The organism is Pseudomonas sp. AC112, assembly GCF_979253545.1.
This window is the reverse complement of record NZ_CEEDCM010000001.1, coordinates 1384198-1408802: the sequence shown is the minus strand read 5'-3', so window position 1 is coordinate 1408802 and position 24605 is coordinate 1384198. Positions and strand designations below refer to the sequence as shown.

Sequence of the window (24605 nt, the reverse complement as noted above, 5' to 3'; positions counted from 1 at the left end):
GGAAAAATTTTTTCAACTTACTGATTTATATAGATAAATATCCTGAAATGATGAGATGTTGTGCAGAGGGTTGCATAGAGCTGCCATGGGGTGTGCAAGTCTTTTCAATTTAGCCGTGCAAGTGTTTTTCGATGGAACCAGATGGGCAGGTCTTGCCACACAGGGAAACACTCTTCCCGCTCAGGGCTGTCCATGAAAGTTGAACTCTCCCCCGAGGTAAAGTCGATCCAGCCCGTGGATCAGCCTGCCGTCAGCCATGCCCCGACGCCTCAGCCCGCCAGTGGCGTAGATGCTCTTGCTCACCTGTTCAGCCAGGAAGTGGCAAGCAATAGCCTGCCGCTGAGCCAGCGGAAGATGGGCGCGCGCGTTTCCCCGGTCGAACAGATAGCGGAGCTTTATCGGCAGTTGGGGCATCCGGCCAAGAAGACCCTGGCAATGATTTCGTTGATGGTCAGGGAGGCGCTGAGGCAGGGGGGCGAGGGCGGGTTTGAAGCATCGCTGAAGCTTTCCGACGGAGACCCCGCGCGTGCGTTCGTGGTGCTCAAGCATGTGGCGGCCCAGGCGGACACTGGGTCGCGCCCCGCCGAAGCGGCCCTGGCACGTGTTGCCATTGCCAAGCTGAAAGTGCTCTACGAAAAGGAGATCCAGGCCGGCCTGAACATTGCCGTGGCGATGCAAGCGTCTGGTGTCGACCCACAGGAGCGTCAGGCACTGCGTACGCTCTACTACGCCAGTGTGGTCATGCGGCAGTCGCTGCCGACGATGATGCAGGCGCTGCTGGGCTTATACGGCAGCGAACGGTTTGCCGACGGGCTCATGTTGATGCGAAAGGCTTTGGCGGACGATATCGCGGCCAAGGTGTCGTCAATGCCTACACCGCTACTGCGTACCTTGTTACTGGGGCTGCAAAGCTGTGGGCAACTGAGCGGGACGCTGAACGGGTGTCAGAAGCTGATCGAAGACCTGAAAATCGACCATGACAAGGTAGAGCTACTGCAGCGCATTTTGGGTTTCACGGGCAGTGGGCTTGATGCTGATGGAATCCTTCGGCTTGGGATTGAATTGCAGGGCAACACAAGCGCCCTGCCATTGTTGGCACTCAATGCGCTTTGTCCGGTGCTCCACGATTTGCCATTGGCGCTATGGCTCGATGGTCGAGTACGTGCAGATACCCTGCGTTGCTTACGGGTGGTGATCGGGGAGCAAGACCGGGCTACCCGCAATCCTGCACGATTTTCAGGTGTGCTGGGGGCCCAGGCGTGACAGTGCTGTTGGTCATCAACCGCGTTTTGCTAAAGGTCGCGCAGCGCGCCGAAGTGCTGGGCGCCGTGGTGGTGATGGCCATCGTGTTCATCTTTATTGTGCCGCTGCCAACTTGGCTGGTGGACATCCTGATTGCACTCAACATCTGCATCTCGTGCCTGTTGATCGTGTTGGCGCTATACCTGCCGGGGCCCCTGGCGTTCTCATCTTTCCCGTCGATCCTGCTGTTGACCACCATGTTTCGCCTGGCGCTGTCGATTGCGACGACGCGCTTGATCCTGCTGGAGCAGGACGCTGGTGACATCGTCGAGGCCTTTGGCAATTTTGTGGTCGGCGGCAACCTGGCCGTGGGGATGGTGATCTTCCTGATCCTGACCCTGGTCAACTTTCTGGTGATTACCAAGGGTTCGGAGCGGGTCGCCGAAGTGGCGGCGCGTTTCAGCCTGGATGCGATGCCTGGCAAGCAGATGTCCATCGACAGCGACTTGCGTGCCGGCTTGATTGACGGCGCGCAAGCGCGGGACAAGCGCGAGCAGTTGTCCCGCGAGAGTCAATTGTTCGGGGCTATGGACGGCGCCATGAAGTTCGTCAAGGGGGACGCCGTCGCCGGCTTGATCATCGTTGTGGTCAACCTGTTGGGCGGGTTCTCCACGGGCATGTTCCAGCATGGCTTGAGTGCCGCCGATTCAATGGCGCTGTACTCGGTACTGACCATCGGCGACGGCCTGATTGCGCAGATTCCCGCGCTGCTGATCGCACTCACCGCCGGCATGATCATCACCCGTGTAGCGCCGGATGCGCGCAGGGGTGTCACTAACATGGGCGCCGAAATTGCTCGGCAGATGACCAGCGAGCCCAAGAGCTGGATGATTGCGTCGGTAGGAATGCTCGCCTTTGCGGCGGTGCCCGGCATGCCTACCCTGGTGTTTATCCTGATCGCGATGGTCACTGGCGGCCTGGGGTATTACCTGATGCGTCAGCGTCAACGGCAGGAACAACCTGAAGCCGAAGCGGCTGAAGCGGTGCGTCCCGAAGAGAACGGCAGTGAGGACTTGCGAGGGTTCGATCCTTCAAGGCCCTACCTGCTGCAATTCTCTCCAGCGTTGCGAGGCACGCCGGAAGTGACGGATCTTATCCACGCGATTCGCCAGGCGCGAAATGCGCTGGTTGCCAATATTGGGCTGACACTGCCGCCGTTCGAGGTAGAGCTCGATGACTCGCTGGCCGACGATGAAATGCGCTTTTGTGTGCATGAGGTGCCAATGGTCAGGGCCTCGGTTGTCAGCCTGGTGGCAGTTGAGCGAAAGGCGCTGACGGTTGAGCCTGCACACGCCATAGCAGGGCTGGCAGAGCGCGATGAACAGGGGTGGGTCTGGCTGGCGCCGGATGATCCGTTGCTCGATGATCCCCAGTTGGAGCGCTTCACCGCGGCGAGCCTGATCGTTGAGCGTATGAAGCAGGCCATGATGCTCAGCGGGCCGCAGTTCCTGGGGATCCAGGAGAGCAAAGCGATCCTCAGTTGGCTGGAGCACAACCAGCCGGAATTGGTCCAGGAGCTGCAACGGATCATGCCGCTATCGCGGTTTTCGGCGGTGTTGCAACGCCTGGCCAGCGAAGGTGTGCCGTTGCGGGCGGTGCGGCTGATTGTCGAGTCGTTGATCGAGTACGGTCAGCATGAACGGGAACCGGACGCACTGGCTGACTATGCGCGCATTGCGCTCAAGGCACAGATTTACCATCAGTACAGCGAAGCCGACGGCCTGCATGCCTGGCTGCTGTCGCCGCAGACTGAAAGCATCCTGCGCGAGGCGCTGCGCCAGACCCAGACCGGGGTGTTTTTCGCACTCGACGATGAACACAGTGCAGCGTTGGTCAGCCTACTCAATCAGGCCTTTCCCCTACGACCCAAACTCAAGAGCGTGATGCTGGTTGCGCAGGACTTGCGCAGTCCACTGCGCACCTTGTTGCTGGAGGAATTCAATCACGTGCCGGTGCTGTCCTTTGCCGAGCTGAGCAGTACCTCCAAGGTCAAAGTGCTGGGGCGCTTCGACTTGGGGCAGGACGAGTTGATGCGCGGAGCGGTGGCATGAGGACTTGATGATGTTCGAGTTGCGCGTGCTTGATGGACGGCACCAGGGGGCTGCGCTGCCTTTGTTTGGTGAGCAGTGGAGCATCGGTGCCCATGGCGATGCAGACCTGGTGCTGAGCGACCCTGGCATCGCCGAGCAGCATGCACGGCTGAGGCTCATCGACGCGAACTGGTCGGTGCAGGCCGAAGCCGGACTGCTGCGCGGGGCTGATGGTCGGGTGCTGGCCCAGATTCCGTGCCTGGCGCTCGATTCCGTTTTTTCGGTGGGGGCCGTGCGGCTGTGTGTCAGCCTGGCCGATGAACCCTGGCCCCGATCACCCGCCCCAGTAACGGTAGCGTCGCCCGTCTTCAATGAGCCGGCGCCGGGGCTCAAATTATCGACTATCTCCCATTCCCAGCAAAAGCGCCTGATCAGCCTCGTGTTGGCGGTAACGGTCATCTTCATCGTGGTGGGCATGGCCTCCAATGGGGAGCCTGAGGCCAAGGCTTCCTTGACGCCGCCTGTGGTGCAGAAGCAGGCGTTGGCCTCACCGTTCGAAGTGCGCCAACAGCTGTTGAAAATGCTCAGCGAACGTGAGCTGAGCCAGCGCGTCAACTTGCAGGTGATCAATGGCCAGGTCGTGCTTGATGGCGACGTTTCCCAGGATGACGTTGAGCTGGTCGCGCGCATGCTCAACCGTTTTGGCGAGCAATACGACAACGCAATACCGGTGATCAGCCGTGTGCGTGCGCGCGACGGAGCCTTGCCTTTCAAGATTGTGCAGATCGTGGGCGGGCCCAATGCTCATGTGGTCCTGGAGGAGGGTAGCCGGCTGTTTATTGGCGATGAGGTGGATGGCCTGCGCCTGGTACTGATCGACAACAGCAAAGTGGTGTTCGATGGCGTGCAGCGTTATGAGGTGCGCTGGTGAATACGGAAGTGCAAGCGCGCCTCAATGCGTGGCAACAGCGCCAGGCCCAGTCCTTGGCCACTTTCGCACCCGTTTCCGTGCGGGGGCGCATCCAGCGCGTCAACGGCATGTTACTGCAGTGCCGACTGCCCCAGGCGCGTATTGGGGATCTGTGCCAAGTGGAGAAAAAGCCGGGCGACTACATGCTCGCCGAGATCATCGGCTTTGATCAGCAGGATGCCGTACTCAGTGCGCTGGGCAACCTGGAAGGCGTGCAGGTGGGTGCCGGCGTCGAGCGCTTGGGGGTATCCCATCGGGTACAGGTCAGCGAGGCATTGCTGGGCCAGGTGTTGGATGGCTTTGGTCGACCCATTGCGGGAGAGGGCCCCAGTGCGTTTGTCGAGGCCGACTTGCCCGATACCAGCGCGGTGCTGTGTGAGGCGCCGTTGCCCACCGAGCGGCCACGCATCCACCGTGCGCTCGCCACCGGGGTGCGCTCGATCGATGGCCTGCTGACGCTGGGCGAAGGCCAGCGTGTGGGCCTGTTCGCCGGAGCGGGTTGCGGCAAGACCACGTTGTTGGCCGAGATCGCCCGTAACGTGGAATGCGATGTCATCGTGTTCGGCCTGATCGGCGAGCGGGGCCGCGAGCTGCGCGAGTTTCTCGATCATGAGCTGGATGAACAACTGCGTTCCAAGGCGGTGCTGGTGTGTGCCACGTCCGATCGCTCCAGCATGGAGCGAGCACGAGCGGCCTTTACGGCGACCGCATTGGCTGAAGGTTTTCGCCGCAAGGGTAAGCGTGTGTTGCTGCTCATCGACTCCCTGACCCGTTTCGCCAGGGCCCAGCGCGAAATCGGCCTGGCCGCTGGCGAACCCCTCGGTCGCGGCGGCCTGCCGCCTTCGGTCTACAGCCTGTTACCACGACTGGTAGAGCGCGCCGGCTTGACCCGTGAAGGCGTGATCACAGCGATCTATACGGTGCTGATCGAGCAAGACTCCATGAACGACCCGGTGGCTGATGAAGTTCGCTCGCTGCTCGACGGCCATATCGTGCTGTCTCGTAAGTTGGCCGAGCGTGGGCACTATCCCGCGGTGGACGTGCTGGCGAGCTTGTCGCGGATCCTGAGCAATGTCGCCGAGCCTGCCGATATCCAGGCGGGTACCGCGTTGCGACGGTTGCTGTCGGCCTATCAGCAGATCGAGCTGATGCTCAAGCTGGGGGAATACCAGCCAGGTAGCGATGCCCTGACCGACCTGGCAGTGGACAGCCGCCAGGCCGTCGATGGTTTTCTGCGCCAGGATTTGCGTGAGCCTTCCCCGATGGCAATGACGCTGGAGCAACTCAAGGAGCTGACCGCTTATGTCCCATTCTGACGAGCTGCTAGGTGAGGTCGAAACGCTGCGCCGCCTGCGCCGCCACCGGGCAGACCGGGCCGAGCGCGCCTTGCGTGAAGCGAAGCGAGCCCAGCAGGCCCTGCTTGCACATATCCAGCAGGCCCAGGACACCCTTGAGCAGACCCGACTGGAAGAGGCCCAGCAGAGTGCTCGGTTGCTCAGCCAGCATCAGGGTCAGGTGCTGAGCCTGCAGGACCTGAAAGCCTGGGGCTCGCAGGAGCGCGGCTTGTCTGCCAATACCCGGCGGGGTATCGGGGAGTTGGAGGTTTTGCGAGGCCAGCAAGCAGAGAAGCAGGCCCGCGTCGGCAGTGCCCAGAAACAGGCCACTGAGTGCCTACGACAAGTGGAAAAGCTTCAGGAGTTATCCCTTTTACTGGTGCAGGAGTCGGTATGACCCAGGTTTCAGATAAACCTGCTGAACGCCCACGGGTGCGTGAGCAACGAGAAGAGCGTGAGCTCGGAGCGGGAGGCGTTGTGCCTGCGGAGTTGACGCGGTTGTTCAACCAGTTGTGGGCGGATGACGGTGAGGGCTCAGGCGGGGGGGCTTCCCTGTCGGGATCAAAATTATTGGGCGGTGCCGCGATGATCGAGGCGCTCGCCGAACAACTGGGGCCACGTCTGCTGGCCACTTCGCAGTGGCCGCTTCAGGCCGTGTTGTACTTGCCTCGCCTGGGGCGAATCAATGCCACTGTGCGCCGTGAACAAAACAGCTGGAGTATCGACCTGGAGGCACAAGAGGATGCGACGGCGCGCTGGCTCAGCAGCGTGAGGCAACAGTGTGAGGATCGCTTCGCACTCACGCTGGAACAGCCGGTCAGCCTGTTTGTGCCCAATGCCGGCTGCGCATGCTAGTGCCGTTGCTGACATTACCTTCGGTCAATGGCAATACAGTTGCCGCCCGGCGCAGGCTGGGGCGTGGCCTGTGCATGCCGTTCCAGGTAGCCGGGCAGCGTGGTCAGCTGCGGCTCGAACCCGGGCGCGCCCCTGCACGTGGTGAGGTGGTGTGCCTCGAAACGGTGTGTGGAGTGCTGGCGCTTGCCGAGGCCGGGCCGCTGCTCAGTCTGCTGGGTGAGTGTCCTGTGACGCTGGCCCCGACGAGCAACGATCCGGACTCCTGGTTCTGGGCATTGTTCCAGTATCACCTGAGTCCTCAGGTGAAAACCCTGCTGGGCTATCTGCGATTGTTGGAGACCGAACCACCCAAGGCATTCGGCTGCCGCCTCAGTGTGAGCCTGGGACAATCCCGGGTTGAGGGGTACGTGTGGCTGGCTCCCGCGAGCTTCCTGGCCTTATGCGATGCCGGGCCATGGCGTGCCACAGCCGGGCCGATGCCCACCTCGTTCCGCCTGGCCATTGCAGTCACCCTCGGGCGCTTGCGGTTACCGATCGCGCAAGCACGCAGCCTGCGGACTGGAGATGTGCTGGTGCCTGAGCAGGCCTTTTTTCAAGCCCAGGGCAGCGGTCATGTACAGGTTGGCAAACAACGACTGCATGGATGCATTGACGATAACAGTGGGCCGTTGTGCCTGACCCTTACTTCAATCGAGGACACGTCTGTGGACGAAGAATTCCTGGCTCCCCACTACTCCGGGGATGAGGGCGATGAGCCTGTGACGGACGTATTTGGCGACGAGCCGTTCGATGAGTTGAGCATGGCGCTGAATATACGCTGCGGCACATTGAACCTGACCCTGGGCGAGTTGCGAAACCTCGCGCCGGGAGCGGTGTTGGGTATTGGCGGTTACGCGCCAGGCATGGCGGGCCTCTATTACGGTGACCGACCGATTGGTCTGGGACAGTTGGTAGAAGTCGATGGGCGCCTGGGGTTGCAACTGTCTCGCGTGATGTTCGGCCGATGATACTTCAGGGGTTGGACCCCATAGTCCTGGCCGTGTTTCTGGCGGCATTATCGTTGATGCCCATGCTGTTAATCGTCTGCACGGCATTCCTGAAGATCGTGATTGTGCTGATGATCACCCGTAACGCCATCGGTGTGCAGCAGGTGCCGCCGAGCATGGCCATCAATGGCATAGCGCTTGCGGCCACGCTATTTGTCATGGCGCCTGTAGGGTATGAAATCGCCGAGAGTGTCAAAGCTTCGCCGCTTGATCTGAGCAACGTACAAACGCTCCTGCAGACAGGGAATGAAGCCATCAAACCTTTGCGTGCCTTCATGTTACGCAACATCGATGCGGATGTGCTCACACACCTGCTGGAAAACACTGCACGCCTGTGGCCCGCGCAGATGGCCCAGGAGGTGCAACGCGAAGACTTGATCCTGTTGATCCCGGCGTTCGTGCTGTCGCAACTGCAGGCCGGATTCGAGATTGGCTTCCTGATCTATATCCCCTTCATCGTCATTGACTTGATTGTCTCCAATCTTCTGTTGGCGCTGGGCATGCAAATGGTCTCGCCGATGACCATTTCCCTGCCGCTCAAATTACTGTTGTTCGTGATGGTGTCCGGTTGGTCGCGATTGCTCGACAGTCTGTTCCTCTCCTATCTCTGAGTGGCTTATGGAACCCATCGTGCTGTTCAAGCAAGGCATGTTGCTGGTGGTCGTGCTGTCGGCACCGCCGTTGATCGTCGCGGTGGTGGTCGGTGTAATGACGTCCCTGGTGCAGGCGTTGATGCAGGTACAGGACCAGACACTGCCCTTCGGTATCAAGCTGGTGGCGGTGGGGATCACGTTGATCATGACCGGCCGTTGGATTGGCGTGGAGTTGATCCAACTGATCAACCTGACCTTTGACATGATCGGCCGATCGGCCCTGAACTGAGGCCCTGCCCGTGCTGCTCTATCTCGAGTATTTGCCCAGCCTTTTGATCGGCATGGCGCGGATCTACCCCTGTGGCATTCTGGTGGCGGCGTTCTGTTTTCAGCATATAAAGGGCATGCCGCGCCATACCATCGTGATGGTGTTGGCCTTGATGCCTGCACCGGGTATCCATGCGGCGTTGGCAGGCCAGGATTACTCCGCGATTCTATTGGGTGCGTTAGTGCTCAAGGAGGTGGCCCTGGGCGTTCTGCTGGGCGTGCTGCTATCGATGCCGTTCTGGATGTTTGAGTCGGTGGGCGCTCTGCTGGATAACCAGCGTGGCGCATTGGCCGGTGGCCAACTCAACCCGTCGCTGGGGCCGGACGCGACGCCGATCGGACATTTGTTCAAGCAGCTGGCGATTTTCCTGCTGATGGTAAGCCTGGGGTTGGGTTCCTTGACCCAAGTGATCTGGGACAGTTACTTGATCTGGCCACCCACTGTGTGGTTCCCGCTGCCGGCGGCGAATGGGATGAGCGTGTTCATCGATCTGTTGGGCGATACCTTTACACACATGATGCTCTACGCCGCGCCATTTATTGCAGCGTTGCTGTTGCTGGAGTTCGGTATTGCGCTGCTGGGGGTCTACAGCCAACAGTTACAAGTGAGTACGCTGGCGCCACCGGTCAAGAGCCTGGCGGGGATTGGTATTCTCCTGCTCTACTTTGCGCTGTTGCAGGACTTGATCGTCGGCCGCATGGGGCTATTGGGCGATCTTAAACATTCACTGAGGCTATTGATCAAGGTCGCTATCCCATGAGCGACTCCGGCGAAAAGAAGCACCCGGCGTCAGCCAAGAAACTGCGTGACCAACGCAAGAAAGGCCAGGTCGCCCAAAGCCAGGATGTGGCGAAGCTGTTGGCGTTGACGGCCATCAGCGAAATTGCCTTGTTCACCGCCGAGACCAGCCTGCAACGCTTCCAGCAATTGATGCTGCTGCCGATGTCACGCTTGAACCAGCCCTTTGTGCGAGCGTTGGAGGAAGTGCTGCTTGAAGGGATGGTGGTGTTTTTCTCATTCGCCTTGCTGATGGCCGGGGTGGCGATTGCCGCCAAGCTGATCAGCAGTTGGATGCAGTTCGGGATGCTGTTTGCACCAGAGACCCTGAAGCTGGATTTCAATCGCCTCAACCCGATCAGTCAGGTCAAGCAAATGTTCTCTGCCCAACAGTTGATGAACCTGCTGATGAGCATCGTGAAAGCCTGTCTTATCGCCTTGATTCTGTATGTAGTGATCTGGCCGTCATTGGGCACTCTGATCAACCTGGCCACCAGTGATTTGCAAAGCTATATCCTGGCGTTGATCGCCCTGTTTCGTCACCTGCTGCATGTTTGCCTCGGCATGCTGCTGGTATTGGCGCTTGTTGACCTGATCATGGTGAAGCACTTTTTCGCCAAACGCATGCGAATGACCCAGGTCGAGGTGGTCAAAGAGTACAAGGACATGGAGGGCGACCCCCACGTCAAGGGTCAGCGGCGTTCGCTGGCGTATCAATTGGCTAATGAAGAACCCAAGGTCAAGCTTCCAAAGCTGGAAGAGTCCGACATGCTGGTGGTCAACCCGACGCACTTTGCTGTTGCCTTGTATTACCGGCCCGGTAAAACACCGCTGCCCTTGCTGGTCAGCAAGGGCACGGATGACGAGGCCCGCAAACTGATCCAGCGCGCCAAGGCAGCTGACGTGCCAGTGATCCAATGTGTGTGGCTGGCCCGCACGCTCTACACGAAAAAACTGGGAGCAAGCATCCCCCGCGAGACCCTGCAGGCGGTAGCAGTGATTTATCGCACCTTGCGCGAACTCGATGATGAAGCCAAGCGTGAAACCCTGGAACTGCCTGAGCTTGAGCAGCGTTGATCAGCGGTCCAAGACTTGCAGGTTCGCCAGTGAAAGCATCCGGCTGAGGATTCTGTCCAGCGTGCTGTGGGTTGCTGGCAGTGCGTGCCAGATCACCAGTGCGTCCTGGGCATCGAGGTAAATAAAACACCCATCGAATGCCAGCGCTTGCTCAAGGCGTCGTTCTAGAATTCGTTGTTGTTGCCCGGTCTGTAACGCTTCGCGAGCGACTTGCAGGGCAATACCCGGGCGGTTTCCGGCGCGCAGCGCGCACACCTGGATACCGGGTGCGAGGGACAGGCGAGTGGCAGGGCCACTCACCAGATTGTCCAGAAACGCCTGGCGTTGATCGTCGGGCATTTCCGGGCGCCTCATCGTTGCAGTGACACTGTCTGGTAGTCCGGGCGCTCGCCGGCGGGACCAGGCTCGACGCGCATCTGTGGCGGCCACCAGATCACCATCTTGTCCGTGGTCGATTGCGGGCGTGAGCACGAATCACCCTTGCAGGTGGGCGTACAGCCGCTGACGAGCAATGCTATGCCGATCGAGATGACGCATAACGGTCTGTGTTTCATGGCAGGGCCTTCTGAGCAGGAGTGATCAAGGACGGGCGGGGCACGCTGAGGTGTTCATCCTTCACCACCGGACGCATGGCGATAAACACCTCGGCTTCTTCACCTGGCTTGAGCCAGGCACGCGGCCACACGGTGACTGCCAGGGTCTGCGAGTTGCTGCACTCTTTCTCGTCGATACGGACGTTGCGGTTGAACTGGTTGCGCAATACCACGACCGCCACGTTGTACTCCGGGCCTGCGTACCACTGGCTGCGCTCGGTGTTCAATGACAGCAGGTTACGGGTGCTGCATAAGGTGTTCAGCCCCAAAGGCATGGGTGCTGCCTTGAAAGCCTTGGGGACTTCCCCACTGACCAGATGCGCCAGGGTGGTGGTAATGTCACTGCGTTTTATGACGGGCTGATGGGGAGAGTACCGTCGTGCCAGCGGGGCTAAGGCCGCCTGCAACTCGGCCTGATCGGCTTGCGGTAAGTAGCGCGACGGATCGTCCTGGTCGCCGATGACGCGCGGGGTGAGGATGAACAGGCGTTCACGGCGATTGTTCTGGCGTTCGGTCGAGGAAAACAGTGCCTTGCCCAACAGTGGGATATCGCCCAGCAGAGGAATCTTTCTCTGCTTGTCGGTACTTTCAGTGACATGGAACCCGCCAACCACGAGCGAACGTTTTTCTGCCATTACCGCTTGGGTGCTGACCTTGCCCCGGCGTACATCAAGGTGATTGGGGTCAGCGTTGCTCTCGTCGAAGTTGCCATCTTCGATGTCCACTGCCAAATGGATCTGGTGGCCGCCGCGACTGGTGGTAACCCTGGGGACCACCTGGAAACTGGTGCCCACGGTGACGGGCAAAATGGATGCGTATTCACTGCCGGGAGTGAGGTACTGGGTGCGGTTGAAGTCGATTACTGCTGGTTGGTTTTCCAGCGTAAGCACTGAAGGGTTCGAGACCATGGTTGCCAGTCCCTTTTCTTCCAGTGCGCGAATATCGGCATAGAAACGATCGCGGTTTTCAATCGACAGCTGCGACGAGGTGCCGGGTGCCATGTTGACACCACCCCGGAAGCGGCTGTTCTGGAACCCCCAGTTCACCCCGAACTCACGCAACTGCGTACGCTCGATGTCGAGAATGATCGCGTCGATTTCGATCAGCTTGCGCGCGACGTCGAGCTGGTTGATCAGCTCGCGGTACATGGCTTGGCGTTCAGGCAAGTCATAGATCAGCACGGCGTTATTGCGCACATCGGCTTCGACGCGGATTCGGCTTGCAGATGTCGGTGCGCGCGCGGTCATTGTCGGGCTGGGATCCAACTGCCCGGTATTGCCATTTGCGCCGAGCATCTGGCCCAACAGCGGGTTGGTCAACCGGGGCAGGTTGGGTGTCAGGAGAACGGGTTGGGGGGCGGGTGGTTGGCTCAGCCCCGCCAGCGTAGACGTAGAGCGAGGCTCCAGCAGGCTACGCAGAATACTGGCAACTCCGGGAATGATGAGTTTTTCGCCGCGATAATCCAGCGCGCGGTCCGCGGCATTGGCGAATTTCAGCGGGTAACTCAGCACGCTCTGTTTTTCATCGGTTGAGCGGCGTTTACTGCTGAACTGCTTGACCTGTTCGATATAGGTTTTGGGGCCGGAGACGAGCACGACACCGTCTTCCGGCAACTCGCCCCAACCGAAACGGCTGTCGAGTAGCCCGATGTCGGTCAGTGCCTGCTTAAGGTCGGAAATCGTCTCGGAGGAGACTTCCAGGCGCTCAGACTGCTGCTGGTCCAGCGTGCTGATGAACAGAGTGTTGTTGTACAGATACCACTGGAAGCGATGCTCAACCCCCAGCCGGTCCAGCATCGACTGCGGCGTATTCGCGCGGATTTTGCCGTTGACGTTGCCTTCCAGCAGGCCCTCGATCTGCAGTTTGGTGCCGAAGGTCTGGGCGAAATCTTCGAGTACGTCCCGAAGAGGCTTGTGCTCGGCCTCATAGGCATAGGCGGTGTTTTTCCATTCCGGGGGGATGGCAGCGAAGGCGTTTCCAGTGGGGGCAAGCAACCAGGGCAGTATCAACAGGCCGCGCCAGTACGGTGTTCTTGAGCGTTTCTCGCGCAGGTGCAGGAGCAAGCTTAAGTGCTTGTCAGTCTTGTTATCCATTTAGGATTCTCTTTCTAAAGTGCCAGCGAGCGTAGCGGTGAGGGAGGGCGTTTGAGGTGCTGCTTAACCTGGCGCGCGACAACCGCGCGCCAGGTGTCGCGTTGGTTGAGCAGTTGTTCGATGGTATTGAGCAGAAGGTGCGTCTGGTGTTTGTCCGGTATGCACTGAGCCAGCCACAGCGCACCGGTGACCGAAGCTTGGGCGAGCGCACCCTGAAAATGATTGAGGCTGACTTCCCCTAGTCTCATCCACGTTTCCAAGGGGAACTGGGCGGGGCAGTGCGGCGTCAGTTGCACGTTTAGCTGAAAGGATCCGAATTGACGCCGCAGGATGATTTCGTCGTCGCCTTCGAACAGCGACAGTTGCTCTTCATGACTACCCAACCAGCGAGTGATCAGTTCATCCACTTTACTGGACGCCGTCGAGCGCAGTTTTGAGTAGCATGTGTTCGGCGCGGACGTGCTCGTTGTAGGCAAACATGGACAGGCGCTGGGACTTGGCCTGTTCAAAAAAAGCGACGTCTGTGTCCAGGGTGTCCGGACTCTTCAAAAGTTTATCCAACCGACTAGATTCAAGATCGGCATGTTTTGACAGTCTGCTTCTCAGGTTCCCGGAGGTTTCCATAAATATAATCTCATGGTGTGTTCCTGCTATGTGGCACTCAAGATGCCACCAGTTCCATCTGCCACTAGCACATTGAAATATCGTCCGCTCAAGGCTTGGGAGTCGACGGTGGGGTTTCCTGTATCAGCAGCATGTCGCGCAGGGTGTGCCAGTCGATGTGGAAGTCGCCCTCCGTTGTTTCCAATACCAATGCCTGGGGCTTGACTCTTTCATCAGGCCGTACGGCCCAGAGCGTTATGTCCAACGCAGCGAGGCTGCATTCAAGATCCTCTCGCTCAGGGGGATGGCACAGCAGGCTGGCGTGGATCGATGGGAGTTGGTTGGCTGTCAATTGTTTGATCAAGGCGGTAAGGCGTTTTGCAGGCGGCACCTCCTCTAACAAATGGCAAAAGGCTTCGTTGGTGATTGCAGTTGCATAACGCTCCAGTTGCTCGCACATGATGAGCCGCTGATGTTCCCACTGTCCCAGCACGCGATCTGCCCGTCGCCAGAACTCCAGGTTTGCCTGTTCATGGAAGGTGTCACGCTGCTGTACGGCCTCACTCACCAGGTGATCAGCCTGTACCTTCGCACGTTCTACCAGTTCGTAGGCTTGGGTACTCTGGCTGAGTATTTCTCGCTTTATCAGGACGTGGGCCAGATCAGAGGCCTTTTCATATAACTCAATCTTGCGTCGGCATAGCATGTTCGTGCCTTGTTTTATGAGCTCGGAAAATCTTCGTCATTGGGTGATATGACTCGCCAGACCAGTGCTTTCCAGAGCGTATCCAGTCGCCCACGTGTGTCTTCGAGTGCAAGCTGTTGGTATTCCAGCCGTCGCACACGCTGTGGGGGGAATCGCAGTCGAAGGCGCTGCCAAACGGTGGGCTCTACCCAGGCCTGCAACAGATGCAGGGGGTCTGCGTCGCCAGGTAGCAGGGCTTCCACGGTTATTGCTTTGGAGAGGCGTAAGCACCATAAATGCTGGGCGTCGCTGACGGCTCCATCGACGGGCCGATGGCAAATATGACCCAACAGCGCCAGCATCTGCTGGAGTTGCTCTGCTGATGCGAGTGCCAGTTGCAGAACCGCGCCTTGTGGCGGTAATGGGAGGCAGGGGGCGATGTTCAAGGCCACACTGGCCCGCGAGTGCTGAGCACGCCAGAGATCATCGAGCCCGATGCATTGGCTAAGTTCGTCCCATTCTTCATGGGCCTGGCGCCATGGGGAAAACCACCATTGAGCCCACGCCAGTGCCTCATTCGTCACGTTCTGTGGTCTTGCTTGCTTTCGCCAGCAAACTTTGCCGGTGTCTATGCCAAATCACTGCAGCCAGTATCCCAAGCACGCTGCCGATGAATGTCAGTGACGTAGTCACACGCCAAAACGTCAGGTCATTTTCGGGAAGCAGAAACGGGCCGAAGTAGCTCAGCCGTTGCTGCTCTTGATAAGCCGCTGCAGGTACAAAAATTACGCTCAGCTTTCGTGAGTTATCGACTTCTGTCGTCATGCCGGGGATGCTGCTGGCAACCATCCGGCGTACACGCCCCCGGATGTTGTCGGGTTCAAGTCTCGGGTCGTGTTTGATAAACACTGAAGCAGATGCCGGTTGAACAGGTTCTCCCGGTGCGACACGCTCGGGCAGTACGACGTGTACCCGGGCGACGATGACGCCATCGATTTTAGAGAGGGTGGCTTCCAGCTCTTGGGACAGGGCATAAATGTAGCGAGCGCGCTCCTCCATCGGAGTGGAGATAACGCCTTCCTTGCGGAAAGTGTCTCCCATTGTGGCGCGAGCCATCCGGGGTAGTCCTGCGGCCTCCAGTGTGCGAACAGCACGGCTGATGTCGCTGGCATTGACGATAACAACATCTCCGTCTTTGGCTGGGACTTTTCGAGCGCGTATATGTTTGTCCGCCAGTTCCGCGATGACCTCGTTGGCTTCCTGTTCGGAAAGTTGTCGACGCAGTTCAACGCTATCAGAACACCCTGCGAGCAGTACTACCAATGATAAAGCCAGCCCTGTGGCCAGAGAGTGAATCATGTTCACCTACTGCAAATTGCCGATTTTGTCGATGAGCTGCGCGCCTTTGCCTACGCTCTTTACCAGCACTTGTGTCGTTATCATTGTGTCTGAAAGGTGAGAGGCGTAGTTAAGCCGAGCCTTTTCGTCGAATTGAGAGTTGAAGGCTTTCAGGCTATTTTTCATTGATTTTGTCGATTTTTCCAACGGCCGCAGTGCGTCAGCCAATACGCCTGTGGTTGATGTTGGGATGTTGTGCCTGGTTGAAGGTCCCAGCTGTGAAGAAAAGAAATTCACGTCTTCGTTTGGGTGTGGCGTACTGCCCTGAGTCGGATTCATGGTAGGGCGAGGTGAATGACCCAGCTGAAGTGAGCTTTCTATTTCCATATCGTACCTCGGGCGAGAAAAACTAAAAGGCCGCCCTCGTCCGTAAACGTGGGCGGTTGTTCGATCAACGTATGGCGTCGATGTTCTTTTTCTGCTCACTAATCTTGTACGCTTCAATGCTTTCTTTCAGTGACTCACGTAGCTCTACTTTCCTTATAGCCTTGAGATCTGCGTTCTCTTCACCGCCGATGCCGCCACCGTCGTAATTGGAATAAATTGGGTTGTAGGGTGGTGTGTAACCAATATTGGACATAGGATCACTCCGTTATTGAAAAAAGATCTGGATGTTTGGTCTATTGATATTAGATGCGTATTGAGTGCACCAGATATTAGACTCACAGCTTGAGTGGCGATGATGCGTAAAGAGGTTCCGGTAGTGACGTTGATGATTGTTTCAAGGTGTTTCTTTGTTGGGTGTTGGGAATCCGTCGGCTGATATTTCCAATAGTTTCATGCGGTAGTAAAGCGTGCGCTTGGCCATGCCCAGTTCCTCAGCGCTCCCATCCACGCACTGAGCGTGACGGCGCAATGACTCCTCGATTAATACTTTTTCGATTTGCTGCAAACGCTGTTTCAAGTTTTTTTCGTTATCGGATGAGTCTGTCTTAGAGGCGGACGAGAAAGGGGGAAGCCCCAGCACAAATCGCTTTACTGTGGATCGCAATTCGCGCGCGTTGCCCCGCCAAGGGTGGCATAAAAGCTGCTGGACAAGCGCTTCCGAAGGGCGCTTTGCTGCGCAACGGAAGTATTCCGCCTCCTGTCCAACCATCTTGAGAAATAAAGGTATGATCCGCTCGCGGCGGTTGCGCAGTGCGGGGAGATGAATGCTGACGACGCTCAGGCGAAAGTAAAGGTCTCGCCTGAAAGCGCCTTGTTCAACCATTTCATAAAGTGATTGCTGGGCGGAAGCGATGACGCGCATATCCACGGGAATGAACCGTGTCGAGCCTAATCGCTCAACGCCTCGGGACTCCAGCACACGTAGCAACTTGGCTTGTAACGCGAGCGGCATGCTGTCGATTTCATCCAGGTAAAGTGTGCCCAAGTGCGAGGCCTCGATAAAACCCGACCGCGATTGCACAGCACCGGTATAGGCTCCCGTATTGACGCCGAACAATTGGCTTTCAGCAAGGCTCTCCGGAATAGCCGCGCAGTTCACCGCGACAAAGTTTCCACGTCGTCCGGATAAATTGTGAATTCGCAGGGCTAAGGTGTCTTTACCTGTACCGGTTTCCCCAAGTAACAGAATATCGATATTGCGTGTAGCCGTAGCGTTGAGTGTGCTTTCAATATCGGGATCCTCAAGGTGCGGCGTATCCGTTTCATATCCATGATGATAGGAGTCCGACATAGTTGCTGTTACTCCGCTGACATTTCAAGGCGCTGTCGTAATTGCCATTTAGTAGAACGCAATTTTTTGACGCTGTCATCGTGTGCACGGGCAAGATGCCGGGTATTGTAGTGTAGGAAAATTTGTTTATTTTAGATTTTCAGTTGTTTGGAATATTGTTGAGTCAGTGAGTCGCTTGTATGTAGGATAAAGTTTGTATTTAACATGATTCATAAAATCACACACACAAAAAAGCCGACGCAGAGCATCGGCTTATAGGTGTTGCACTAGCGTTTAAACGTTGAAGCGGAAATGCATCACATCGCCATCTTTCACGATATATTCCTTGCCTTCCAAACGCCACTTACCGGCTTCCTTGGTGCCGGCTTCACCCTTGTACTGGATGAAGTCGTTGTAGGCGATCACTTCGGCGCGGATAAAGCCTTTTTCGAAGTCGGTGTGGATTACACCCGCAGCCTGAGGCGCGGTGGCGCCGACTTTGACGGTCCAGGCGCGGACTTCTTCGACACCGGCGGTGAAGTAGGTCTGCAGGTTGAGCATTTCATAGCCGGCGCGGATCACGCGGTTCAGGCCAGGTTCGGTCAGGCCCAGGGCCTCAAGGAACATGTCCTTTTCTTCGCCGTCATCAAGCTCGGCGATTTCGGCTTCGATCTTGTTGCACACCGGAACCACGATAGCGCCTTCTTCGTCGGCGATGGCCTTGACCACGTCCAGCAGCGGGTTGTTCTCGAAGCCGTCTTCAGCGACGTTGGCGATGTACATCACAGGCTTGGTGGTCAGCAGGTGGAAGCCTTTGATCACGGCCTTCTCGTCAGCGCCCATGTTCTTCATCAGGCTGCGTGCCGGCTTGCCTTCGGTGAAGTGAGCAATCAACTGCTCCAGCAGGCCTTTCTGGACCACAGCGTCCTTGTCACCACCCTTGGCGTTACGCGCGACTTTCTGCAGTTGCTTCTCGCAGCTGTCGAGGTCGGCGAAGATCAGTTCAAGGTCGATGATCTCGATGTCGCGTTTCGGGTCGACGCTATTGGAAACGTGGATCACGTTCTCGTCTTCAAAGCAGCGGACCACGTGGGCAATGGCATCGGTCTCGCGGATGTTGGCCAGGAACTTGTTGCCCAGGCCCTCACCTTTCGAGGCGCCGGCTACCAGGCCAGCGATGTCGACGAACTCCATGGTGGTCGGCAGGATGCGCTTGGGGTTGACGATGGCCGCCAGGGCTTCCAGGCGCGGATCGGGCATAGGCACGATGCCGCTGTTGGGCTCGATGGTGCAGAAGGGGAAGTTCTCCGCTGCGATACCGGACTTGGTCAGGGCGTTGAACAGGGTGGATTTGCCGACGTTGGGCAGGCCGACGATGCCGCAATTGAATCCCATGGTGTTTCCCCTCGGTAAGAGTCAGGCCTTCTGGCTGTGCAGGTTTTTCATCGCGCGGTTCCATTCACCGGCGAAGATATCCGGCAGCACGCCGAGGGCAAAGTCGATGCTTGCATCGAGTTTTTCCTGTTCGGCGCGTGGCGCACGACCCAGGACGAAATTTGAAACCATACTGGCAACGCCTGGGTGGCCAATGCCGAGCCGCAGACGGTAGAAATTATTCTGATTGCCCAATTGCGCAATGATGTCGCGCAAGCCGTTGTGCCCGCCATGCCCGCCGCCCAGCTTGAGCTTGGCAACGCCGGGTGGCAGGTCCAGTTCGTCATGGGCCACCAGGATTTCCTCGGGTTTGATCCGGAAGAAACCCGCAAGCGCCGCGACAGCCTGGCCGCTGCGGTTCATATAGGTGGTGGGAATCAGCAGACGAACATCCTGACCCTGATGCGAGAAGCGTCCGGTCAGGCCAAAATATTTGCGATCGGCCACCAGGTTCACACCTTGGGCGTGGGCGATGCGCTCAACAAAAAGGGCCCCCGCGTTATGCCGGGTCTGTTCGTATTCGGCGCCTGGATTTCCCAGGCCAACGATCAGTTTAATGGCAGTCACGACAGGGGCCCTTCCTTTGGAGTTGTGGATAACATCGCCAGACCAGAGTGCGGCGAAAGTGGTCAACACTACATCATTTACTCAAGAGTAAACGTCGCGTTATCGCCCGCTTTCTCGCTACGTTTCGGTCCGCGATGTTTCCTCAAGCTCCGGCAATACAGAGTGAATTACTCTGCAGCGCCTTCTTCTTCAGCTTCTGGAGCAACGCGTGGAGCGTGAACGTTGGCAACAGCTTTGTCATCACCGTGAGCCAGTGCGACAAACTCAACGCCTTTAGGTGCCTTGAGGTCGGACAGGTGAACGATAGCGCCGATTTCCAGAGCCGACAGGTCGACTTCGATGAACTCAGGCAGGTCTTTCGGCAGGCAGGTCACTTCGATTTCGTTCAGGACGTGCGAGATCTCGCCGCCTTTCTTGACCGGAGCTTCTTCACCAACAAAGTGCACAGGCACGATGGCGGTCAGTTTCTGGCCAGCTACAACGCGAACGAAGTCAGCGTGCATGATGAACTGCTTGGACGGGTGACGCTGCATCGCTTTAACGATGACGTTCTGCTTGGCGCCGTCGACGTTCAGCTCGATAACGTGGCTGTAGGCAGCCTCGTTTTCGAACAGCTTGGCGATTTCCTTGGCCAGGATGGTCACGGATTCAGCAGCTTTGTTACCACCGTATACAACGGCTGGGATGTTGGCGGCGTGACGCAGGCGGCGGCTCGCACCTTTCCCCAGGTCAGTACGCGCTTGGGCGTTCAGAGTAAAGTCGTTCATGTTGTATCTCCAAAATAGCCATCATCGAGCGGCGTTTGCGACCAGCGCCAGACTCGACATGGGCAAAAAAGCCCCGCCCCAACAGAATGTCGGGGCGGGGCGCTTTTCGTCAGTGGGATGTACCGAAGGTTTGACCCTTAACGGAACATCGCGCTGATCGATTCTTCATTGCTGATGCGGCGAACCGCTTCGGCAACAACCGGTGCGATATCCAGTTGACGGATACGCGAACAGGCTTGAGCAGCAGCGGACAGCGGGATGGTGTTGGTCACCACCAGTTCGTCCAGCATTGAATTCTCGATGTTCTCGATCGCTCGGCCAGACAGCACAGGGTGTGTGCAGTAGGCGAAGACTTTAGCGGCACCGTGCTCTTTCAAGGCTTTCGCCGCGTGGCACAGGGTGCCGGCGGTGTCGACCATGTCATCAACCAGAATACAGGTACGCCCTTCGACATCACCGATGATATGCATCACTTCAGAGTGATTGGCTTTCTCACGGCGTTTGTCGATGATCCCGAGGTCCACGCCCAGGGATTTGGCAACAGCCCGTGCACGCACGACGCCACCAATGTCCGGGGACACGATCATCAGGTTTTCAAAGCGCTGGTCCTCGATGTCATCCACCAATACTGGGGAGCCGTAGATGTTATCTACCGGAATATCGAAGAACCCCTGGATTTGGTCAGCGTGCAGGTCAACCGTGAGAACACGGTCAATGCCTACCACGGTGAGCATGTCAGCCACGACTTTCGCGCTGATAGCCACACGTGCGGAACGCGGACGGCGATCCTGACGGGCATAACCAAAGTAAGGGATTACAGCTGTGATTCGAGTCGCTGAGGAGCGGCGGAAGGCATCAGCCATCACGACGAGTTCCATCAGGTTATCGTTGGTCGGAGCGCAAGTCGGCTGAATAATGAAGACGTCTTTACCGCGAACGTTTTCATTGATCTCGGCTGTAATTTCGCCGTCGGAAAACTTACCGACAGAGATGTCACCGAGAGGGATATGCAGCTGACGTACGACACGCCGAGCCAGATCGGGGTTAGCATTCCCCGTAAAGACCATCATCTTGGACACGCGCAGTACCTAGAGGCTGAGGGTAACCTGGATGAGTATAGAAAATGGCAGGGGCGGCTGGATTCGAACCAACGCATGGCAGGATCAAAACCTGCTGCCTTACCGCTTGGCGACGCCCCTGTATCTGTTGCAACGAGTGCCTAACACTCGGTTCCTTTAGAGCAGACTTTGCAGCTTGCGATGCAACATCGAAACGTTGCTTCCCTTTGCTACAAACCCTGTAAGGGTCTCTGTAAGAAGGGCCGAGACTTTATCAGCTTCAGCTTTGCTTGGGAAGCCCCCAAACACACAACTTCCAGTGCCGGTTAATTTTGCTTCGGTAAATTTACCTAACAAATTCAAAGCGTTACGTACCTCTGGATAACGCCTTGCTACAACCGGTAAGCAGTCATTTCGACTGTTTCCCTTGGGAACGGGGCGCACTTTAATGGGAGGAGAGTTACGTGTCAACAGTGGATCTGAAAAAATTTCTGCTGTACTTACAGATACTTGCGGAACAAGCACGACATACCACGGCTCTTCGGGGTATTCCGGGCTGAGTTTCTCCCCCACGCCCTCGGCAAAAGCCGCGTGCCCACGCACGAAAACCGGGACGTCGGCCCCCAGCGTCAGGCCCAGGGCCGCAAGGCGATCGTCATCCCAGCCCAGTTGCCACAAGTGGTTCAGCCCGAGCAATGTGGTCGCGGCATTTGAACTGCCGCCACCGATACCACCGCCCATGGGCAGGATTTTATCGATCCAGATATCGATGCCGAGCGTGCAACCGGAGTGCTCCTGAAGTTTTTTCGCCGCCTTCACGATCAGGTTGCTGTCGTGAGGGACACCTTCGAAGTCGGTATGCAGCTTGATGACGCCATCGTCGCGTACGGCGAATGTCAACTCATCGCCGTAGTCGAGAAATTGAAACAGCGTCTGCAGCTCGTGGTAACCGTCTTCACGGCGTCCCAGGATGTGCAGCATCAGATTGAGTTTGGCCGGGGAGGGCAGGGTCAATGTTTGTACGGACACGTTATTGCCCCAGTTTGCGCGGTTGCCAGTCCTTGATCACCAGCGTGACATCAAGGTCGGGGCCATGCAGCTTGATACGTTCAGGCAGCCAATACCCGCTTTGTTCCACATAGCTCAAATATTCCACCTGCCAGCCATCCTGCTCCAGGGTGGCCAGGCGGCTGTCGCCATTAAGGCTCAGGCGACTCTTGCTGTCAGGTGCGGGCAAGCCACGTACCCACCAGACCAAGTGAGACACCGGCAGCTTCCAGCCAATCTGTTGTTCCAGCAGCTCTTCCGGGGAGGTGGCTTCGTAGCGGCCTTGGTTGGCCACCTCAAGGCTCACTTGCCCCGGTCGGCCCGTCAGGCGGGCTGCGCCGCGACCGAGCGGGCCGGAGAGGCGAATGTCGTAATAATCCTGGCGTTGCAGCCAGAACAAGGTGCCACTGCCGGAGTCTTTCGGCGCACGTACACCGACTTTGCCTTCGATCTGCCAGCCATCGATGCTGCTGAGCTGGTCCTTGTGTTGCTTCCATTGCGCCGGGTTGCCCTGGCCCTCAACGGATTCACGGGCGCCGAAGCCCGCGCAACCGGCGAGCAAGGCGATGAAGCTGAAAACAATGAGGTGGCGCAAGAACATAGGCTTAAAGGGTCTCGGAGCCGGTCAGGCGTTTGATGGTGCCGCGCAGGACGGGGCTTTCGGGTTGTTCCTTGAGGAATTTTTCCCAGATCTGACGTGCTTCGCGCTGCTTGCCATTGGCCCACAGCACTTCACCCAGGTGGGCGGCGACTTCCTGGTCCGGGAAGCGCTCCAGTGCCTGGCGCAGCAAGCGTTCGGCTTCGTCCAGGTTGCCCAGGCGGTAATTCACCCAGCCGAGGCTGTCGAGTACGGCCGGGTCTTCCGGGTTGAGCTTGTGGGCTTGCTCGATCAGCACCTTGGCTTCGTCGTAGCGCGTGGTGCGGTCGGACAGGGTGTAGCCCAAGGCGTTGAGGGCCATGGCATTGTCGGGGTCGCGCTTGATGATCAGGCGCAGGTCTTTTTCCATCTGCGCCAGGTCATTGCGTTTTTCCGCCTGCATGGCGCGGGTGTACAGCAGGTTCAAATCATCGGGGAACTGCAGCAAGGCTTGTTGCAGCAGTTTCCACGCCCGCTCGCCCTGATTGTTGGCCGACAGGGTTTCGGCCTGGATCAGGTACAGCTGAATCGCGTAGTCCGGTTCGGCATCGCGCGCGGCGGCCAGGCGTTTTTCCGCCTCGTCGGTACGGCCATTGCTCATCAGGATATCGGCCTGGCGCAATTGGGCTGGCAGGTAGTCATTGCCGGGGCCGACCTGGGCGTATTCAAGCAGGGCAGCTTGCGGGTCGTTACGCTCTTCGGCGATGCGGCCGAGATTCAAGTGCGCCGAATCCACGTGGCTCTCACGCTGGATCAGCTCTTCCAGGTAGCCCTTGGCCTCGTCCCAGGCTTTGGCTTCGAGGCACACCAGCGCCAGGGAGTAACGCAATTCGTCGTCATCCGGGTATTGCTGGACCAGGTTGGCGAACTGCACTTTGGCGTCCTCCATGCGGTCCTGTTCCACCAGCATGCGCGCGTAAGTAAGGCGCAGGCGCTTGTCGTCCGGATATTTCTTGATGCTTTTTTCCAACAGCGGAATCGCTTCCTTGCCGCGGTTGAGGTTTTGCAGCAGGCGAGCGCGCAACAGGATCGGGGCGATTTCGCCCTCTTCCGGCGGATTCTGCTCCAGCAGCTTCAACGCCGCGTCGGCTTCGTCATCCTGTTGCAGCAGCAATGCCTTGCCGAAAATCAGCTGGCTGTTCTTCGGATGTTTCTGCAGCAGGCGGTCGAAACTTTTCATCAGGCCATTGCGGGTGTCCTGGTCGGTGTCGGCAGCCGACAGCGCGAGGAAGTCGAAATGGGTGTCGCCCTTGCCCTGCAGGACTTTCTCCATATAGACCATGGAGTCGTCATAACGCCCGGCGCGTGCCAGTTGAATGGCTGCCGCCCGTTGTGCTTCCAGGTCGTCCGGGGCGTTTTTTGCCCAGATCAGCGACGTGTCCAGCGCAGCCTGGTCAGCGCCCAGGTATTCGGCGATGCGGAAGGCCCGCTCGGAAATGCCTGGATCCTGGGTGTTGATCGCCTGGGTCACGTAGTTATCCAGCGCAATGTCGAAGCGATTGCGTTGGCCGGCCAGCTCTGCGGTCAGCAGGCTGTACACCGTTTCTTCCGTGAACGAGGAATAAACCTTGGGCTTTTCAGGGGCTGGGGTGCTGTCTTCCACCGGGGGGGTACCGTCCGGCGACACGGGTGCCATGGCCTGGCAGCCGCTGAGGAAGACAAAAGCAAGGAGCAACGCGGAAGATCTATTCATATAGGAAGAGGACGACTAACCTGCGGTCGGATCATCATGACACAAGCCTTCGGCCAAACAT

Annotated in this window: 28 protein-coding genes and 1 tRNA gene; 11 read left to right on the top strand and 18 right to left on the bottom strand. The window is 58.0% G+C overall.

The window, feature by feature from the left end:
- Positions 1-192 precede the first annotated feature (192 nt).
- From AC0IYN_RS06720 to sctU, 11 genes are read left to right on the top strand one after another with little or no spacing between them, the layout of a single operon-like run.
- Positions 193-1263 carry an HrpJ domain-containing protein gene (locus tag AC0IYN_RS06720; protein WP_471840854.1) on the top strand — a complete coding sequence of 357 codons (1071 nt, stop codon included), beginning with the start codon at positions 193-195 and terminating at the stop codon, positions 1261-1263.
- Positions 1260-3353, top strand: coding sequence for a type III secretion system export apparatus subunit SctV (gene sctV / locus AC0IYN_RS06715; protein WP_457239045.1), 2094 nt, complete (start codon positions 1260-1262; stop codon positions 3351-3353). Before AC0IYN_RS06720 ends, sctV begins: the two co-directional genes overlap by 4 nt.
- Positions 3354-3363: 10 nt before the next feature.
- Complete coding sequence (locus AC0IYN_RS06710; protein ID WP_406598469.1) at positions 3364-4263, top strand: FHA domain-containing protein; 900 nt, start codon at positions 3364-3366, stop codon at positions 4261-4263.
- On the top strand, positions 4260-5618 hold the full coding sequence (locus AC0IYN_RS06705; protein ID WP_406598468.1) for a FliI/YscN family ATPase: 1359 nt from the start codon (positions 4260-4262) through the stop codon (positions 5616-5618). Before AC0IYN_RS06710 ends, AC0IYN_RS06705 begins: the two co-directional genes overlap by 4 nt.
- Positions 5605-6033 (top strand): type III secretion system stalk subunit SctO, encoded by a 429-nt coding sequence (sctO, locus tag AC0IYN_RS06700; protein ID WP_406598467.1) that lies wholly within the window; start codon positions 5605-5607, stop codon positions 6031-6033. Before AC0IYN_RS06705 ends, sctO begins: the two co-directional genes overlap by 14 nt.
- The gene (locus tag AC0IYN_RS06695) at positions 6030-6491 is read left to right on the top strand and encodes a type III secretion system HrpP C-terminal domain-containing protein (protein WP_457239044.1); all 462 of its coding nucleotides are present in this window, start codon (positions 6030-6032) and stop codon (positions 6489-6491) included. Before sctO ends, AC0IYN_RS06695 begins: the two co-directional genes overlap by 4 nt.
- A complete protein-coding gene (locus AC0IYN_RS06690) occupies positions 6485-7498 on the top strand; it encodes a FliM/FliN family flagellar motor switch protein (RefSeq protein WP_457239043.1) in 1014 nt (337 codons plus the stop codon). The genes AC0IYN_RS06695 and AC0IYN_RS06690 overlap by 7 nt, the downstream gene beginning before the upstream one ends.
- Positions 7495-8148 carry a type III secretion system export apparatus subunit SctR gene (sctR, locus tag AC0IYN_RS06685; RefSeq protein WP_406598464.1) on the top strand — a complete coding sequence of 218 codons (654 nt, stop codon included), beginning with the start codon at positions 7495-7497 and terminating at the stop codon, positions 8146-8148. Before AC0IYN_RS06690 ends, sctR begins: the two co-directional genes overlap by 4 nt.
- Before the next feature lie 7 nt (positions 8149-8155).
- Positions 8156-8419 (top strand): type III secretion system export apparatus subunit SctS, encoded by a 264-nt coding sequence (gene sctS, locus AC0IYN_RS06680; protein WP_065888055.1) that lies wholly within the window; start codon positions 8156-8158, stop codon positions 8417-8419.
- A gap of 10 nt (positions 8420-8429) precedes the next feature.
- The gene (sctT, locus tag AC0IYN_RS06675; protein WP_406598463.1) at positions 8430-9218 is read left to right on the top strand and encodes a type III secretion system export apparatus subunit SctT; all 789 of its coding nucleotides are present in this window, start codon (positions 8430-8432) and stop codon (positions 9216-9218) included.
- A complete protein-coding gene (gene sctU / locus AC0IYN_RS06670) occupies positions 9215-10312 on the top strand; it encodes a type III secretion system export apparatus subunit SctU (protein WP_406598462.1) in 1098 nt (365 codons plus the stop codon). The genes sctT and sctU overlap by 4 nt, the downstream gene beginning before the upstream one ends.
- On the opposite strand, the gene AC0IYN_RS06665 is transcribed toward sctU, so the two are convergent.
- The 18 genes from AC0IYN_RS06665 to AC0IYN_RS06580 form a co-directional block, all read right to left on the bottom strand.
- The gene (locus AC0IYN_RS06665) at positions 10313-10651 is read right to left on the bottom strand and encodes a transcriptional regulator (RefSeq protein ID WP_406598461.1); all 339 of its coding nucleotides are present in this window, start codon (positions 10649-10651) and stop codon (positions 10313-10315) included. It lies immediately after the preceding gene.
- Between the two features lie 11 nt (positions 10652-10662).
- Positions 10663-10866 (bottom strand): HrpT family type III secretion system protein, encoded by a 204-nt coding sequence (hrpT, locus tag AC0IYN_RS06660; protein WP_457239041.1) that lies wholly within the window; start codon positions 10864-10866, stop codon positions 10663-10665.
- Positions 10863-12998: a type III secretion system outer membrane ring subunit SctC gene (sctC, locus tag AC0IYN_RS06655; RefSeq protein WP_457239040.1), complete on the bottom strand. Its 2136-nt coding sequence runs from the start codon at positions 12996-12998 to the stop codon at positions 10863-10865. The genes hrpT and sctC overlap by 4 nt, the downstream gene beginning before the upstream one ends.
- Positions 12999-13012: 14 nt before the next feature.
- Positions 13013-13405, bottom strand: a complete 393-nt coding sequence (locus tag AC0IYN_RS06650) for a type III secretion protein (RefSeq protein ID WP_406598458.1) — start codon at positions 13403-13405, stop codon at positions 13013-13015.
- A 1-nt stretch (position 13406) separates the two neighbouring features.
- Entirely contained in the window at positions 13407-13547 is a 141-nt protein-coding gene (locus tag AC0IYN_RS06645) for a hypothetical protein (RefSeq protein WP_406598457.1), read from the bottom strand.
- A 163-nt stretch (positions 13548-13710) separates the two neighbouring features.
- Positions 13711-14307, bottom strand: coding sequence for an HrpE/YscL family type III secretion apparatus protein (locus AC0IYN_RS06640; RefSeq protein WP_406598456.1), 597 nt, complete (start codon positions 14305-14307; stop codon positions 13711-13713).
- 552 nt (positions 14308-14859) lie between these two features.
- Complete coding sequence (sctJ, locus tag AC0IYN_RS06635; protein ID WP_406598455.1) at positions 14860-15645, bottom strand: type III secretion system inner membrane ring lipoprotein SctJ; 786 nt, start codon at positions 15643-15645, stop codon at positions 14860-14862.
- A 6-nt stretch (positions 15646-15651) separates the two neighbouring features.
- Complete coding sequence (locus tag AC0IYN_RS06630; RefSeq protein ID WP_406598454.1) at positions 15652-16011, bottom strand: hypothetical protein; 360 nt, start codon at positions 16009-16011, stop codon at positions 15652-15654.
- A 64-nt stretch (positions 16012-16075) separates the two neighbouring features.
- Positions 16076-16264 carry a type III secretion effector protein gene (locus tag AC0IYN_RS06625; RefSeq protein ID WP_406598453.1) on the bottom strand — a complete coding sequence of 63 codons (189 nt, stop codon included), beginning with the start codon at positions 16262-16264 and terminating at the stop codon, positions 16076-16078.
- Between the two features lie 141 nt (positions 16265-16405).
- Positions 16406-17362: a sigma 54-interacting transcriptional regulator gene (locus AC0IYN_RS06620; RefSeq protein WP_406598452.1), complete on the bottom strand. Its 957-nt coding sequence runs from the start codon at positions 17360-17362 to the stop codon at positions 16406-16408.
- A gap of 273 nt (positions 17363-17635) precedes the next feature.
- Positions 17636-18736, bottom strand: a complete 1101-nt coding sequence (gene ychF, locus AC0IYN_RS06615) for a redox-regulated ATPase YchF (RefSeq protein WP_078046781.1) — start codon at positions 18734-18736, stop codon at positions 17636-17638.
- Between the two features lie 21 nt (positions 18737-18757).
- The gene (gene pth / locus AC0IYN_RS06610; RefSeq protein ID WP_010213318.1) at positions 18758-19342 is read right to left on the bottom strand and encodes an aminoacyl-tRNA hydrolase; all 585 of its coding nucleotides are present in this window, start codon (positions 19340-19342) and stop codon (positions 18758-18760) included.
- Between the two features lie 167 nt (positions 19343-19509).
- Entirely contained in the window at positions 19510-20109 is a 600-nt protein-coding gene (locus AC0IYN_RS06605) for a 50S ribosomal protein L25/general stress protein Ctc (RefSeq protein ID WP_406598451.1), read from the bottom strand.
- Positions 20110-20246: 137 nt separating this feature from the next.
- Positions 20247-21188, bottom strand: coding sequence for a ribose-phosphate pyrophosphokinase (locus AC0IYN_RS06600; protein WP_003208392.1), 942 nt, complete (start codon positions 21186-21188; stop codon positions 20247-20249).
- Between the two features lie 45 nt (positions 21189-21233).
- Positions 21234-21308, bottom strand: a tRNA-Gln gene (locus AC0IYN_RS06595).
- 36 nt (positions 21309-21344) lie between these two features.
- Positions 21345-22196, bottom strand: a complete 852-nt coding sequence (ispE, locus tag AC0IYN_RS06590) for a 4-(cytidine 5'-diphospho)-2-C-methyl-D-erythritol kinase (protein WP_406598450.1) — start codon at positions 22194-22196, stop codon at positions 21345-21347.
- 1 nt (position 22197) lies between these two features.
- Positions 22198-22815, bottom strand: coding sequence for a lipoprotein insertase outer membrane protein LolB (gene lolB / locus AC0IYN_RS06585; protein ID WP_406598449.1), 618 nt, complete (start codon positions 22813-22815; stop codon positions 22198-22200).
- 4 nt (positions 22816-22819) lie between these two features.
- Positions 22820-24544, bottom strand: a complete 1725-nt coding sequence (locus tag AC0IYN_RS06580; protein ID WP_078046784.1) for a tetratricopeptide repeat protein — start codon at positions 24542-24544, stop codon at positions 22820-22822.
- Positions 24545-24605 lie beyond the last annotated feature (61 nt).